This window comes from Runella sp., assembly GCF_965279615.1.
Taxonomy (GTDB): Bacteria; Bacteroidota; Bacteroidia; order Cytophagales; family Spirosomataceae; genus Runella.
On sequence record NZ_OZ257252.1, the window covers coordinates 1,292,136 to 1,306,865 of the forward strand.

The window sequence follows — 14,730 nt, forward strand, 5'->3', positions numbered from 1 at the left end:
GCGGTAAAGTTATGGGTGAAAAAGCATACAATGGCACTATGTACACCCACAATACGCGGCTGTTGCGGATTTTAAATCCGCAACAGCAACAGAGCTATTCAACGCGCCACTTCAATCTTATACTTTTTCCCTTTCATTTTCTCGTCTCTGATATTTTGCAAAAGGGCTTTGAATTTGGTGCGTTTTACCGCCGCGAAAGAAGTATAATCCTTTACTTCAATGAGGCCCAGATCACCTTTTTCAAGCTCGCCTTTTTGTGAGAAAAAACCGACAATATCTACTTTGTTCAGTTTATTCTTCTTCCCGCCACTGATATAAATCGTGACAAATTCGGGAGGATTGGGCAATGGATAGTTGTCAGAGAGCTTTATTTCTACCATGTTGTTTTCCACATAAGCCGGACGAATCTCTTCCTTCTGAAAAATCAAGTATGAATTACCGGTTGCGTGCATTCGGGCGGTTCGGCCGTTTCGGTGGATGAATTCATGTTCATGCAAGGGCAAATGATAATGAATTACGTGTTTCATTTCAGGAATATCCAAACCTCTGGCTGCCAGATCGGTGGTTACTAAATAATTCACGCTTCCGTTTCTGAATTGAATCAATGCTCGCTCACGAGCTTCCTGATCCATGCCGCCGTGGTAAAAAGCGGCATATACGCCTCGTTCATTCAATAATTCACAAGTGCGTTCTACGGCGTCGCGGTGATTACAGAAGATCAACGCCGATTCCGAATTCAGCGAGCAAATCAGTCTAAACAGTGTGTCTGCTTTGTCTTTATCTTCCGAAATCACTGCCTTCATGACCAAGGCTTGCGGCCCTTCTTCTTCAGGCGTAAAATTGACGATCTTGGGAGTAACCAATCCCACAAAGCCGGGAATTTGAATACCTGATGTAGCCGACACCAGTACTCTCTTTTTCAGATTACGCAGACCGTCCATGATGAAGGCCATTTGTTCCTGAAAACCCATCTCCAACGATTTATCAAATTCGTCCAAGATCAAGGTTTGAATATCATCCAGCGTAAACGAATTTCGGGTCAAATGGTCGGCGATCCGTCCGGGTGTACCGATCAATAACGCCGGCGGTTGACTCAGATTTTGAATCTCGGTAGCCATGGGATGTCCGCCGTAGCATACATTTACTTTAAGCCCAGTGGACATTTTTTTCCATACCTGCTCGATCTGCATCGCCAACTCGCGGGAAGGGGTCAAAATTAAGCATTGTACTGCTGCTTTGTCGGGTTGCAGTAATTGCACCAAAGGCAAAAGAAATGCCAAGGTTTTTCCCGAACCTGTGGGGGAGATTAAAAGGGTATTATTGTGATTTAAAACAGCGTTTTGCGCCGCTTCCTGCATTGGATTTAATGCCTCAATACCTAAATGGGAAAGGATATGTGCCGTTTTCTGATTATTGTCCATCCTGCAAAGGTACACCCTTCCGGCGGTATTTGAGAATTGAATGCGGCAGATTCAGGTAGCTGATAAAAATGAATTATTGTTTCAAGCCTCCGATTTGAGAATCGGACGGCACACATTAAGGCATATAAACATAAAAAGGCAAGCCTTTCGACTTACCTTTTTATTTAAACGGCTTTAAAAATTCCGTCCATTTTTTGACTGATGACTTCGAGTCGTTTTCGGTCGCCTCCCGGTACTTCGGCAGAAGCCCAGCCGGAATAACCGATCTTGGCAAGTGCTTTGTTGACCACGGGCCAATTGCAATCGCCTTCCATCAGCTCCACGTTGAAGCCTTTCCAAAGGCCTTCATCATTCTGCTTTTTGCGGCTGAATTCCTTGATGTCGATTTTCATGATGCGTTTTCCCAACGCTTCGATCCAATGTTCCGGCCAGCCGTAGCGCAGAATATTGCCCACGTCAAAGTACCAACCCACCAATGGGTGATTGATCTCGTCTACGTAACGCGCCGCTTCGAGGGGACTGATGAGGAAGTTATTCCAGACATTTTCGAGCGCGATTTTGATACCCGTTTTTTCAGCGATCGGAATCAGTTTTTTAATTTCGATCTGCGAACGCTCATAGGCTTCTTTGTAGCTTGTTCCTTCATTCACTACGCCGGGAACGAGCAATACAGTGGTGCCGCCGTACATTTTGCAGTCGTACAGCGACTTTTCCATTGCTTTGCTGCACACTTCACGCACTTTGGGATCAGCACTCGACAATGGTGATTTCCAGTGTGCCGAATTGACAACGCCCGGCAACTCCAACCCTGTTTTGTCACGGGCTTCCAGTATCTCTTTTGGGTTGATATCGTTGGGCGAATCCAACTCAACGCCGTCAAAACCAAGGTCTTTCAATAATTTGAATTTATCCATTACGGAAAGATTTTCGGTCACCATTCCGTATTTCAAACTCTTCTTAATAAGCGGTTGGGCTACGGGCGAGGTCAAAGCCTGTACCGACGCCTCTACGCCAACCACTGCCGCCGAGGCAGCCACCACGGTATTTTTGATAAATGTTCTTCTTTGCATGGGAGAGGTTTTCGTTTATCCGAAAGTTAAACCCCACCCCTGCCCCTCCCCACTAAGGGAGGGGTAATTCGCTCCCTTTCCCTAAGAGGGGAAAGGGTTGGGGATAGGGGTTTAAAACTATACTTAGATGAAAGGCGTAAAGCCCGGTCTTGCCACTTCTATTTTAGGGATTGGAGTCTCGAAACTAACGGCATCAGGGCCCAGTTTTTCGGTCGATTTCATGGCATCTTCCCATGTGATCTTCTTACCGGTATAGGCCGCCATACGTCCCATGATCGCGATCATGGTGCTGTTGGCCATCCATTCGCCGTTGTTGATGGGTTTACTGTTACGAATCGACGCAAACAATTCGTTATGTTCAGTTTGGTACATATCGTTTTGCACGCCGGCATATTCCCACGGATTTTGTCCTTCGATCTTATGCGTTGGGCGTGAGCAATTGGCCATTGCACGGCCTTTTGTTCCGAAGGTTTCAACCAAATAACTGCGCTCTGTATTTTCCTGCTGACGCGAGAAGTGGAATCCTTTGGCACCGTTTGGATAATCGTACGTAATGGCAAAGTGGTCAAAGATATGACCGAACAAAGGATCAACGCGAACCTGACGACCGCCTGTACCGACGGCACTTACCGGCAATACATCGCCCATCGCCCATGACATCATGTCCAGACTGTGAACGGCTTGCTCTACGATGTGATCCCCTGCTAACCAAGTATAATACATCCAGTTACGCAATTGAAATTCCATATCCGTCCAACCGATCTGACGTGGAAAATTCCAGGCCCCGCCGGTATAATAGGTGTTGTAAATGCTCATCACCTCACCGATAGAACCATCATTGATCTTACCGAATACGGCCCGCTTAGGCTCGTGGAAGCGCCAGCAAAAACCCGAAACAAGTGAAAGATTTTTCTCTTTGGCTACTTTTGCCAATTCGATCACTTTGCGAATACCCGGCGCATCAACCGCTACCGGTTTTTCACAGAAAATATGTTTCCCTGCATTAATAGCCGCTTCCAAGTGTAACGGACGGAAGAAAGGCGGCGTAGCCAACAAAACCACATCCACACCCGAATCGATCACTTTTTGGTAAGCATCAAATCCTACGAATTTACGCTCATTATCTACTTTCACTTTCTCTCCGTGGACTTTTCTCAAACCTTCCAAACACGTATCAAATCGTTCGGGGAAAATATCACCAAGGGCGTATAACACCACGTTCGGGTCTGCTTTGAGCGCCTGCATAGCGGCTCCTGAGCCACGACCTCCGCAACCGATCAAACCCACTTTTAAAGTTTCGCTGTTGGGTCCTGCAAAGGCTTTAGTAGGAACAATAATGGATGGAAATGCGGTGCTTGCAAGGGCCGCTCCTGCTAATTTTAACACATCGCGACGTGAGGTGTTCATATGAATGTGTGTTTAAATGGTTTAGAAAATAGTAAAGATACAAAAACAATGATTTACAGACATGATTCGCCTTGTCTATTATTTCAGTGTTTTTACGTTGATTCAAAAATGCTACATTTTTTTTAATAACTATTCATTAAATAGTAAATTATTTTAAATTACAATTCCAAATTCTCCGTTTTGTTGGAAAATGGAATTTTCGAATTTACTGATCAAACTGCCTTTTCCACTATACATTCAGGTCGGCCAAAACCAAAACGAGCTATTGCAAAATTGAGATCAACGGTTATTTTTGGGTAAAAAACCTGCCGTATGTATACTAAACGACATCTCAACTTTACTATTATTTATTTTTATACCTGGCGAATGATTCTCGCTTCTCTGTGTACGGGAATACTGGCGATCTACGTGTATCAATACCTCGGTTGGAAGTGGGTGGCGATTCCCTGGTTGCCCATGTCTTTGATCGGTACGGCTACTGCTTTTTACGTAGGTTTCAAAAACAATCAGGCGTACGGTCGCAATTGGGAAGCGCGTATCATTTGGGGGGCCATTACCAATTCGAGTCGTTCGTTTGCCGCTACGGCCCGAGCGTATATCAACAATGATTTCACAACACAGCCTGTGCCGCAAACCGAGATAGACCGGGAAATACGAACCCTTATTTATCGCCATATCGGTTGGCTGCACGTGCTCAAATATGCGATGGCGCAACGTACTTCCTGGGAACACGAGGATAGTGCGAGCAAGCGCCAACGCAAAGCATTGCCCAAAGAAAAACAATCGCTCGAAGAACAATTGACACCTTATCTATCGCCGGAAGAGATTGCTTGGGTAAAAACCAGGAAAAACGGCGCAACGCAACTACTGGATAAACAATCACAGCATTTGGCACAGCTGACGCGAGCCGGTTTGATCAACACGCTTCGCCAGATCGAATTGCAAAAGATCATCAATGACTTTTACAATGAACAGGGTCGGTCAGAGCGCATCAAAAACACACCTTTTCCACGTCAATACGCTACCACAAGCCTGATCTACATCTTTATTTTTATTGTTCTGCTGCCTTTTGGCATGATCGGAGAATTTGTCAAGTTGGGCGAAACCATGCTGTGGCTTTTGATCCCGTTCAATTTGGTGGTGACGTGGGTATTTATGTTGATGGAATACACAGGCGATGTAAGCGAAAATCCTTTCGAAGGGTTGCTCAATGACGTTCCACTGCGCAGCATCGTTCGCAACATCGAGATTGACCTGCGCGATATGCTGGGTGAAGATAATTTACCTGAAAGAGCACAGGCGAAATTTGGGATTTTGATGTAAGGTTTCCGGCTCGCTTTATACGTCTCAACAACCTTCGCTTCGTGATGCATTGATTTGGCATTACACGATTGGTTTTGTTAGTACTTATCCCACTCTTCCGTGTTTTTAATACCCAACTTTTTAGGGCTGAACACAGGGTCTATACCCGCCTTCAATTGTTTTTCATAATCTTTAAAAGCTTTGAATGCGGGTTTACGTAATAAAAGAATAGCGATTATATTGAGCCACGCCATCAGGCCTACACCAATATCTCCTAAGGTCCACGCTAATGCTGCAGTTTTGATGGAACCATAAAAAGTGGCGCCCATGATCAAAATTCGGAGGGCCTGCACCATCCATTTTTTATCGCCTTTATGAAGCAGATAACTCAAATTTGTTTCAGCAATAAATAGTAAGCCATGATGGTTGTAAAGGCAAAAAACAGCAGAGAAATTGCCACAAAACCACCTCCAAGCGATGGAAAATGGACATTTACGGCCGCTTGTGTGTATTCAGAACCAATAGCCAGGCCCGGTACATTCTCAATCAGGAAACCGCCGGCAGGATTCACAACGTTGTACTGCCCTGTAAACAAAATCATAAGTGCCGTAGCTGTACAGACAAAAAGAGTATCCACATACACGGAAAAGGCCTGCACCAATCCCTGCTTTGCCGGATGGCTTGTTTCTGCTGCCGCTGCCGCATGTGGCGCAGTTCCCTGTCCTGCTTCGTTGGAATAAATGCCTCTTTTTACACCCCACGAAACGGCCATTCCAAAAATACCCGCAAGGGCAGGCTCCATATCAAAGGCCGAGCGAAAAATCAGACTGAACATAGACGGCACTTTGGTAATATTAAGCGCAATAATAATTAAGGCCATTAAAATATAGCCCCCGGCCATAAAAGGCACTACAATTTCAGCGACTTGCCCTATACGTTTTACACCACCGAAAATAATAAGGCCTAACAACAAGGTCACAACTCCTCCCGTTACTTCCACGGGAATATCAAAAGCAATCTTGGCGCTCAATGCAATACTGTTGCTCTGAACTCCCGGTAAAAACAAAGCGGCACTTAAAATGGTAGCAACGGCAAAAAGAGTTGCATACCATTGAATTCCCAAGCCTTTCTCAATGTAAAAAGCCGGACCGCCGCGATATTGGCCATCTTTTACCTGTTTGTAGATTTGTCCCAACGTGGCTTCAATAAAGGCCTAAGAAGCTCCTAAGAAAGCAATAGCCCACATCCAGAATACAGCCCCGGGGCCGCCCATCGCAATGGCCGTAGCCACTCCTGCGATATTTCCCGTTCCGATCCTGCCCGAAATAGCAATGGCAAATGCCTGAAACGACGAAATACCCTTAGCTGAAGCCTTACTTCCAAACAATAATGCTACCATCTCTTTTACATAACGTACCTGCAAAAAACGGGTAACTATTGAAAAATAAATTCCTGTTCCCAGGCAAAGTAAAATCAGTGCATTGCTCCATATAATGTCATTAACTGCATTAATAATTTTTTCCATGTAGTTCTTTTGAGACAAGGGGTTGGTTTAGCTTTAAGGAACGCTAAATTTTAAGGTATATCGTAAATAAAGGATTAAAGAAATGTAAATTAAATGAAGGGAGCGATAATCTACCAAAAAAAGATACATTACAGTAGAAAATTCGTATTAGCCCTATTTTAAATACTACTATCAGTAACTATTCTGACTATTCCCGCTCAAAATAATCATGGCTTTTATTCAATTTTTTCTCTTTTTTGCAACGTTGCTTTTTGCTGAAACAGCCTTTTCACAAGTAAACTTTTATGTAGCACCCTATGGCAGTGATCAAAATGCCGGCACGGTGCAAAAGCCTTTCAAAACGCTCACTAAAGCCATAAAAAGTGCCAACCAAGCAACAGGCAAAAGCGTAAAAATACAATTGAGGACAGGCATTTATTATGTAGAAAAAACCCTTATTCTGAATGCTTCTGAAACGCTCTTTACTTCTCTGGAAATTTCAGCTTTCGCAAAAGAGAGCGTGGTTATCGACGGAGGCCAAAAGCTAAAACTCCAATGGAAACCGTATCAAAAAGGTATTTTTCAAGCAGTTGTTCCTGATAACATTTCATTTGAACAACTTTTTATCGGCGGTCAACTTCAACACTTAGCACGTTATCCCAATTACGATGTCAACGCTCGCGTATTTCACGGTACAGCCGCAGACGCGATCTCGCCCGAAAGAGCAAAAACGTGGAAAAATCCTACGGGTGGTTATGTCCATGCGCTGCACTCGGGTGAGTGGGGTGGATTTCATTATTTGATCAAGGGAAAAGATGAAAAGGGTGAGTTGAAATTGGAAGGAGGTTGGCAAAATAATCGCCCCTCTCCTATGCACAAACAGCATCGTTTTGTGGAAAATATTTTCGAAGAATTGGACGCTCCCGGCGAGTGGTATTTTGATAAATCAAACCGAACTCTATACTTTTTCCCGCCTAAAAACAGCAACCTTTCTACTGCGTTGATGGAAGTTTCGACACTTAAAAACGTCATTGAGTTGCACGGCTCGGCCGAAAAACCTATGCGGAATGTTCAACTGAAAAACTTACATTTCGTGCATACCGAACGCAGTTTTATGGAAACAAAGGAACCGTTGGTACGCAGTGATTGGACGTTTTATCGAGGTGGCGCGGTTCTCTTTGACGGAACCGAAAATTGTACGATCACCGATTGTCAATTCTTCGACTTAGGTGGAAATGCCATTGTTTTAAGCAATTATAATAAACAAGACACCATCAGCGGCTGTCACATTCATCACATCGGAGCAAGCGCCGTGGCTTTTGTAGGTGACCCCAAAGCCGCACGTTCTCCTTCTTTCCGCTATGAGCTTTCCATTCCTTACGAAAAACTGGACAAAACACCGGGGCCACAAAACAACAATTTTCCGCAGGAATGTACGGTGGCGGATAACTTGATCCACGATGTGGGACAGATGGAAAAGCAAGCTACGGGCGTACAAATAGAACTGTCGGCTTCGATTTTGGTGCGTCATAACAGTATTTACAACACGCCCCGCGCGGGCATTAACATCGGCGATGGCGCTTGGGGCGGGCATATTTTGGAATTCAACGACGTTTTTAACACGGTACTGGAAACGGGCGACCACGGCGCCTTTAACTCTTGGGGGCGTGACCGATTTTGGTACGCCAATCGCAAATACATGGACAGTATTGTAGCGGTGCATCCTGAACTGATTTTGCTGGACGCTCAAAAACAGACCATTATCCGTAACAACCGTTTTCGATGCGACCACGGGTGGGATATTGACCTGGATGATGGCTCTTCCAATTATCACATTTACAACAACGTTTGCCTCAACGGTGGCCTCAAACTGCGGGAAGGTTTTTACCGAAAAGTGGAAAACAACATTATGGTCAACAACTCTTTCCACCCGCACGTTTGGTTTAAAAACAGCGGCGATGAATTTCGGCACAATATCGTTTTGAAAAAATACTTTCCGATTCAGATCAACGATTGGGGACATTCCATTGATCAAAATCTTTTTCCCGACTCTTCTTCTTTGGCATTGGCCCAAAAAAACAATACAGATGCGCAAAGTACAATAGGTGATCCATTGTTTGCCAACGCTTCTGCGGGCAATTTTGCCGTTTTGGCAACTTCTCCCGCTTTAAAAATCGGCTTTAAAAATTTTTCTATGAATGCCTTCGGTGTCCAAAAGCCGTCGCTGAAAAAGTTGGCGCAACAGCCGGCCATTCCTGTTCTTATCAGCACACAATCCCTTTCGGGTAAAACGTCAACGATCTCTTTCTTGGGCGGAACACTCAAAAACGTCGAAGGTTTAGGCGAGCGCTCGGCCTACGGATTGCCCAACGAAACAGGCGTTATTATCGTCTCACCGGGTCAGAAAAGCCTTTTGGCAACATCAGGATTACTGGCAAAAGACGTCATCCGAACGGCTGACGGAAAAGCAGTCAAAAACATTAATGAACTGTTGGATATTTATCAGGCCATCAATTGGCACGGAAAGATAGACCTTGAAATCATTCGTAACCAACAAACTATAAAAATAGTATTGCTCCTCAAATAAAAAAACTACCCTCTGCAAACGCGGAGGGTAGTTTTGGTCAATACAAACTAAATCTATTTGGGTTTTTGACGGGAGCACTTCTTCGTTCGTAGGCTATTTGTTACAGCCTTTTCAACGCTCAAAGAAGTATGAGTTGATGGTCATTTTACGCATAAAATCCATCCTTGCCAATTGCCTTTTTCGGGCCTTCTCTCCTGCTTTGCATTCGTCATCAAACCCGACATCCGACGTTTTCGCGCGCCTCAATGTCTACATTTTTTTGCCGTGGCCGACGTTTCCAATTCGCGTCGATACATCTGCATAATTGCTTTCAGCACCTAGGGTGCCATTGTCCAGGTTAAGAATACTAAATGCAATGCTTATACGCCATTAAAGTTATTTTTATTGTTCCATAATAGCTTTAACAAAGAAATTAAATTTGGATTAAAAAAACAATTAAAAAATATAAATCCGTTATTTACATTATTTTGCAATAAATATTCCGCATAAAGTACAATGTACAGTTTTTGTTTAAATATACTTTTACATCAAAATGCCCGCTCTTGAGAAGCGGGCATTTTGTTATGGTGAAAAATCAAGGCGCTGCGCGTTGCTAAAAAGGGCGTGTTTTTAAACTCCTACAAAATCAGAAGCAAGGTTGAGGCGACGTTCCGGATTTTGCACACTTTCCCGAATGAGGGTGTTGGGAGTTGTCCCGGCAAATCGTTTAAAATCTTTGACCATGTGTTGATAATCGGTGTAGCCCGTTTGGACCGCAATACTCAGCCAGTCAAGATTCGGTTGGGATTCTTTCAGTTCATACGCCTGATAAAAGCGACAAATGCGTGCAAAATATTTAGGCGTAATTCCTATTTGTTGCGCAAACCTTTTTTCAAATTGTCGAAAACTCAGGCAAGCTTCGTTTGCAATTTTTGCCAAGTTAAAACCCTGAGGATTTGCTAAGATCAACCGTCCGATTTTATCAATCGGTTGCATTCCGTACTTAATTTGGTTGATTCTTTTGGCAAAAAAGGCATCTAAGATCAGCGGAATCGACTCATACTCACGGGCATTGGCCAATCGGTCATTTACTTCTTTGATCTCTTTTCCGAAGATCAATTCGGCATCAATGTTTTGATGGACAAGTTCGTTCATAGGAATTCTTAAGAGTTTGAACATGGCTCCCGAATGAAACCGAACGTGTACCATCATAAATTCGTGCGACAGGCAAAAATTCTGACGCGAATCGGGCAATCCAAACACATATGTTTGGGGTCTTTTCTCAGACGAATTCAATTCCGGATTTTCCGCCACCAAATTCCCTCTGATCTGAAAGGTGATCCCTTCTTCAGGATTGACAGGATAGGCTTTGACCGGAGGGGTGTCTTTTACATCAAACTTCATGTGCAGCAGCAAGTATTCTTTGATGTAACCGCTCACAAAAAGCCCGGGACTGATGCGCTTGCAAATCATAGTAACAGGTTCATTTACTCAAATTTAGGTAAAAAATCAACTATTGGCTTATTTGTTTTTAGCCAATTTAATGCTGCTATTCATTCGTCAATGGGGGGCCGACAATTTTAAAGCCGAGCTCTTCATGCACTCGTACAACTTCTGCGATCGACGGCATTTCCTGAAACTCATTCAATTTTTCGAATACCTTTTCTACGTTCCCGGTAGGATTGACCATAAACAGCATTTTGCCGATCTCACTTATGGTAAGAAAAGCGTGGGGCATGTTGCGCGGCACAAAAACGGTGCTGCCGGCAGTGGCCGTAATGCGTGTGTCTCCTGTCTGAAAAATAAACTCGCCTTCGGTGATGTAAAAGGTCTCGTCCACATTGTGTAAATGCAAAGGCGGGCCTTGATTTTTTTGATATTCAGCCCAAAACATACTCATTTGTCCTTGGGTGTCACTTCCCGCAATTTTGAGTGTAACGGGCATTCCCAAAACGTTGTAAGCTTCAGGTAAGCGCCCTTCACTTTCATTCAGTATAAAAGATGTTTGCATGGTAGCGTTGTTTGAATTGTACAATGCAAATATCCGCCGCTCGGCAGTGGAATTTGTGGTAAAAAATCGTTGAATTTCAGCCAATTGCTCCGACAATCATCCTTAGTACTGTTTTTGATTCAGCTGTATTGGATTATTTTTCCGGTTCCTGCGTTGTCATTAAAAATTCATTTTATCCAATGTCTTCCGAAATAGAATCAGCTTCTTCTGAAAAACAAGGTCTTCATCCTCGAAACCCTCATCGGTTTCGCTACGATTTCAAGGCATTGATCAAAAGTTGCCCTGCCCTTGCACCCTTTGTATCGCTCAATAAATACCACGACGAATCCATTGATTTTGCCAATCCAGAGGCGGTAAAAATGCTCAACAAAGCCATTCTTATCCATTTTTATGGCATTCATTACTGGGACATCCCCGCCAATTACCTGCGGCCGCCCATTCCGGGCCGCGCTGATTATATTCATTATATCGCTGATCTGTTGAGCGCAGGAAATGACGCAGATATTCCTATGGGTAAGGCCATTACGGGGCTTGACATTGGCGTTGGCGCCAATTGTGTTTATCCGATCATTGGCCATCAAAGTTATGGCTGGTCGTTTGTCGGGTCCGATATTGACCCCAAAGCGTTGCAATCCGCCAAACGGATCATTACTTCCAATCCTGCTCTTACGCCTTTCGTTGAATGCCGTTTGCAATCATCGCCTTCCTCTATTTTCAAAGGCATTGTGCAGCCCAACGAACGCTTTGATTTTACGATGTGCAATCCTCCCTTTCATTCATCACAGGAAGAAGCTTCGGCGGGGACGCAACGTAAATGGCAAAACCTCGGACGGACGAATTTGGCCAAAAAAGATACGTTGAATTTTGGCGGTCAGAATGCTGAATTATGGTGTGAAGGCGGCGAAAAGGCATTCATTACCCGGATGATCGAGCAAAGCGCCCAACTAGCCAACCGGTGTTTTTGGTTTACTACTTTGGTCTCCAAAAAAACAACGCTGCCTTTCATTTACAAATCCCTGAAAACAGTAAAAGCCTTTGATACACAAACGATTGAAATGGCGCAGGGGCAAAAGGTCAGCCGCATTGTAGCGTGGACATTCTTAGGTAATCATCAACAAAAAGTATGGCGGCAGGAACGTTTCTCATAAAAGAGAAACTGAAAAGGCCGCAATAGCCGGCAGCCTGCTCAAAACTGCCTTGATAAGAATGGTCAGCACAAATCAACTTTTGTTTCGCTATTCAGCTTTAATGGCCATATCGGCAAATTTATAGTTGCTATGTTGGGAGCATTAATCATCACTTGACACAATTTTCGGCTTGACGAACAACGCAGAGAAATGAATGCTCCCAATATGGGATTCTCCCTAGCGGTCAGGCTATTGCAACTCTCAATCACTTCAAAAATCATTACATTTTCATTCCAACAAAAAATAGTTCACGCAAAATTTGCGCAACCAAATAATTGCATTTATATTTGCAACCATATAGTTGCAAATAATTTAAAAATGGAAATAAGAAGAGACATCTTTCAAGCTATTGCCGACCCAACAAGAAGAGCAATTATTACATTGATTGCCATACAGGCAATGACCCCCAATGCCCTTGCAGAACATTTTCAGACAAGCAGACAGGCTGTATCAAAACATATTAAAATACTGACAGAATGCCAACTGGTAAGACAGGAACAACAGGGCAGGGAAATTTACTACTCACTTGAAATTGAAAAAATGAAAGAGATAGATAAATGGATTGACCAATTCAGAAAAATTTGGGAAACCCGCTTCAATCAACTTGACAACGTATTATCAACGATTAAAAAACAAAAAAAATGAACGACTTATTATTTGATTTTACACTGGACAAATCAAAAAAAACGGCATTTATAAACAGGGAATTTGATGCCGACCTTTCACTGGTATGGGACGCTTTTACCAAACAGGAAATTCTTGATCAATGGTGGGCACCTAAGCCCTGGTCCTCAAAAACAAAAGTTATGAATTTTGAACCGGGCGGAAGAAGATTTTATGCTATGGTAAGCCCGGAAGGACAGGAACGTTGGTCTATTCAGAAATACACTTCTATTAGCCCGAAAACCAATTTTAAATTTTTGAATGCTTTTGCAGACGAAAATGAAAATCCTGAATTGCCGGGTTCTGAATGGGATCTGAATTTCATCGAAGAAAATGGAAAGACAAAAGTGAGCGTTACTATTTATAATGAATCCCTTGAACGTATGGAGAAGATGATTGAAATGGGCTTCAAAGAAGGATTCATGGCGACATTGAAAAATCTGGAAGGCCTGTTGGCAACTTTATCGCAAAAATGATCTTCGTTTTCAAAGATTTTGATTGCCTGCCTATTTTTGTAGGGATGATTTTTATTGAACCATCGCGGGGCCCGCAACGGCGCGAGGCACAGTACGCCGTTGCGAGCCCATGGTGATCGTGCGGCGAACCGATTAAGATTGCCCTCAAACTAAGTTTACGCTTTCGTTGCGGGCCACCCGTGTGGTAAACTCTTGAAATCTTACTTTTCATTTACTTTAGTTCTGATTAAACCAAAGTTACACCGATTCTCATTTTATTACTATTTTGTTGACTTCCAAAACATACTCTTATCTGGTTTAATTTACTCCATCACATCGTCGTAAAACTGGAAGCGGCGGCATCGTTGGCCAGTTGGTGTGCGTTTTCTTTCCCTAAATAACGGTCTATCAGGTAATGGGCAACGTACAAAACAGGAGTGGTCAATAAAGCTACACAGCCTTTGTAAATGTAGTTGATACTCCCCACCTGCATCACCTGTGCCACCGACCAGTTCCCGAAAAGATAGAAAGCAATAAAGATCACCACAAAGCTGTCAATGAGTTGCGAAAATAGCGTAGAACCCGTGGCTCTCAGCCAAATATGCTTGCTGCCCGTACGGCGACGCAACCACGAAAAGATGGTAACGTCCAATACCTGACCGATCAAAAAAGCCACAATTGAACCGATCATGATGCCCAACCCCTGCCGAAAGATCGCATTAAAAGCACCGTCAATGTTCATAGCGTTGCCGAAACTGTCTTTGCTGTTGATTTCCAACCAAAATTTGGCAGGCGGCAATGAAGTGGTTGAATAAATGGCGATGTACATATAAGCAATAAAAATGGCCGTCAGGTACGAAATGCGCCGAACACCTTTTTTACCAAAATACTCATTGATGATGTCGGATGTAATAAAAACGATGGGCCAGTTGACCACTCCCGCCGACATGTTAAAATCCAATTTGGTACCAAACAAAGGCAGCTGCGCAGGCGACGCTCCGAGCAGTGCTTCAACGGAAAATATTTTGACACCGATAATCTCCGCAATGAGAGCATTGGTCAGAAAAAGACCACACAGAAAGAGAAACAGAAACTGTTTTTTCTGTTCAAAAGCAGTAGCGTTAGGCATAGATGGGTGACAGGT

Annotated in this window: 11 protein-coding genes and 1 pseudogene; 5 read left to right on the forward strand and 7 right to left on the reverse strand. The window is 43.6% G+C overall.

Translation table 11 applies throughout. The features are described from left to right. Positions 1-98 precede the first annotated feature (98 nt). The 3 genes from ACQY73_RS05785 to ACQY73_RS05795 form a co-directional block, all read right to left on the reverse strand. On the reverse strand, positions 99-1,421 hold the full coding sequence (locus ACQY73_RS05785; protein WP_428662733.1) for a DEAD/DEAH box helicase: 1,323 nt from the start codon (positions 1,419-1,421) through the stop codon (positions 99-101). Between the two features lie 164 nt (positions 1,422-1,585). Then, complete coding sequence (locus ACQY73_RS05790; RefSeq protein WP_428662736.1) at positions 1,586-2,491, reverse strand: sugar phosphate isomerase/epimerase family protein; 906 nt, start codon at positions 2,489-2,491, stop codon at positions 1,586-1,588. Positions 2,492-2,614: 123 nt separating this feature from the next. Then, positions 2,615-3,898: a Gfo/Idh/MocA family protein gene (locus ACQY73_RS05795; RefSeq protein ID WP_428662738.1), complete on the reverse strand. Its 1,284-nt coding sequence runs from the start codon at positions 3,896-3,898 to the stop codon at positions 2,615-2,617. 366 nt (positions 3,899-4,264) lie between these two features. Between ACQY73_RS05795 and ACQY73_RS05800 the strand changes: the two genes are divergently transcribed. Next, positions 4,265-5,221 (forward strand): bestrophin family protein, encoded by a 957-nt coding sequence (locus tag ACQY73_RS05800; RefSeq protein ID WP_428662740.1) that lies wholly within the window; start codon positions 4,265-4,267, stop codon positions 5,219-5,221. A gap of 77 nt (positions 5,222-5,298) precedes the next feature. On the opposite strand, the pseudogene ACQY73_RS05805 reads toward ACQY73_RS05800, so the two are convergent. After that, positions 5,299-6,725: pseudogene (locus ACQY73_RS05805) on the reverse strand (alanine/glycine:cation symporter family protein). 208 nt (positions 6,726-6,933) lie between these two features. On the opposite strand from ACQY73_RS05805, the gene ACQY73_RS05810 reads away from it, so the two are divergent. Next, the gene (locus ACQY73_RS05810; RefSeq protein WP_428662743.1) at positions 6,934-9,291 is read left to right on the forward strand and encodes a DUF1565 domain-containing protein; all 2,358 of its coding nucleotides are present in this window, start codon (positions 6,934-6,936) and stop codon (positions 9,289-9,291) included. 609 nt (positions 9,292-9,900) lie between these two features. On the opposite strand, the gene ACQY73_RS05815 is transcribed toward ACQY73_RS05810, so the two are convergent. After that, positions 9,901-10,743, reverse strand: coding sequence for a helix-turn-helix domain-containing protein (locus ACQY73_RS05815; protein WP_428662745.1), 843 nt, complete (start codon positions 10,741-10,743; stop codon positions 9,901-9,903). A gap of 76 nt (positions 10,744-10,819) precedes the next feature. Then, positions 10,820-11,281 (reverse strand): cupin domain-containing protein, encoded by a 462-nt coding sequence (locus ACQY73_RS05820; protein ID WP_428662748.1) that lies wholly within the window; start codon positions 11,279-11,281, stop codon positions 10,820-10,822. 179 nt (positions 11,282-11,460) lie between these two features. Here ACQY73_RS05820 and rlmF point away from each other — a divergent pair, with 179 nt between their 5' ends. From rlmF to ACQY73_RS05835, 3 genes are all read left to right on the forward strand, one after another. Further along, on the forward strand, positions 11,461-12,429 hold the full coding sequence (gene rlmF, locus ACQY73_RS05825; protein WP_428662751.1) for a 23S rRNA (adenine(1618)-N(6))-methyltransferase RlmF: 969 nt from the start codon (positions 11,461-11,463) through the stop codon (positions 12,427-12,429). A gap of 363 nt (positions 12,430-12,792) precedes the next feature. Continuing rightward, complete coding sequence (locus ACQY73_RS05830) at positions 12,793-13,113, forward strand: ArsR/SmtB family transcription factor (protein ID WP_317165840.1); 321 nt, start codon at positions 12,793-12,795, stop codon at positions 13,111-13,113. After that, positions 13,110-13,607: an SRPBCC family protein gene (locus tag ACQY73_RS05835; RefSeq protein WP_428662753.1), complete on the forward strand. Its 498-nt coding sequence runs from the start codon at positions 13,110-13,112 to the stop codon at positions 13,605-13,607. Before ACQY73_RS05830 ends, ACQY73_RS05835 begins: the two co-directional genes overlap by 4 nt. Positions 13,608-13,917: 310 nt before the next feature. On the opposite strand, the gene ACQY73_RS05840 is transcribed toward ACQY73_RS05835, so the two are convergent. Further along, positions 13,918-14,715, reverse strand: a complete 798-nt coding sequence (locus ACQY73_RS05840) for a queuosine precursor transporter (protein WP_428662756.1) — start codon at positions 14,713-14,715, stop codon at positions 13,918-13,920. Positions 14,716-14,730: the final 15 nt, after the last annotated feature.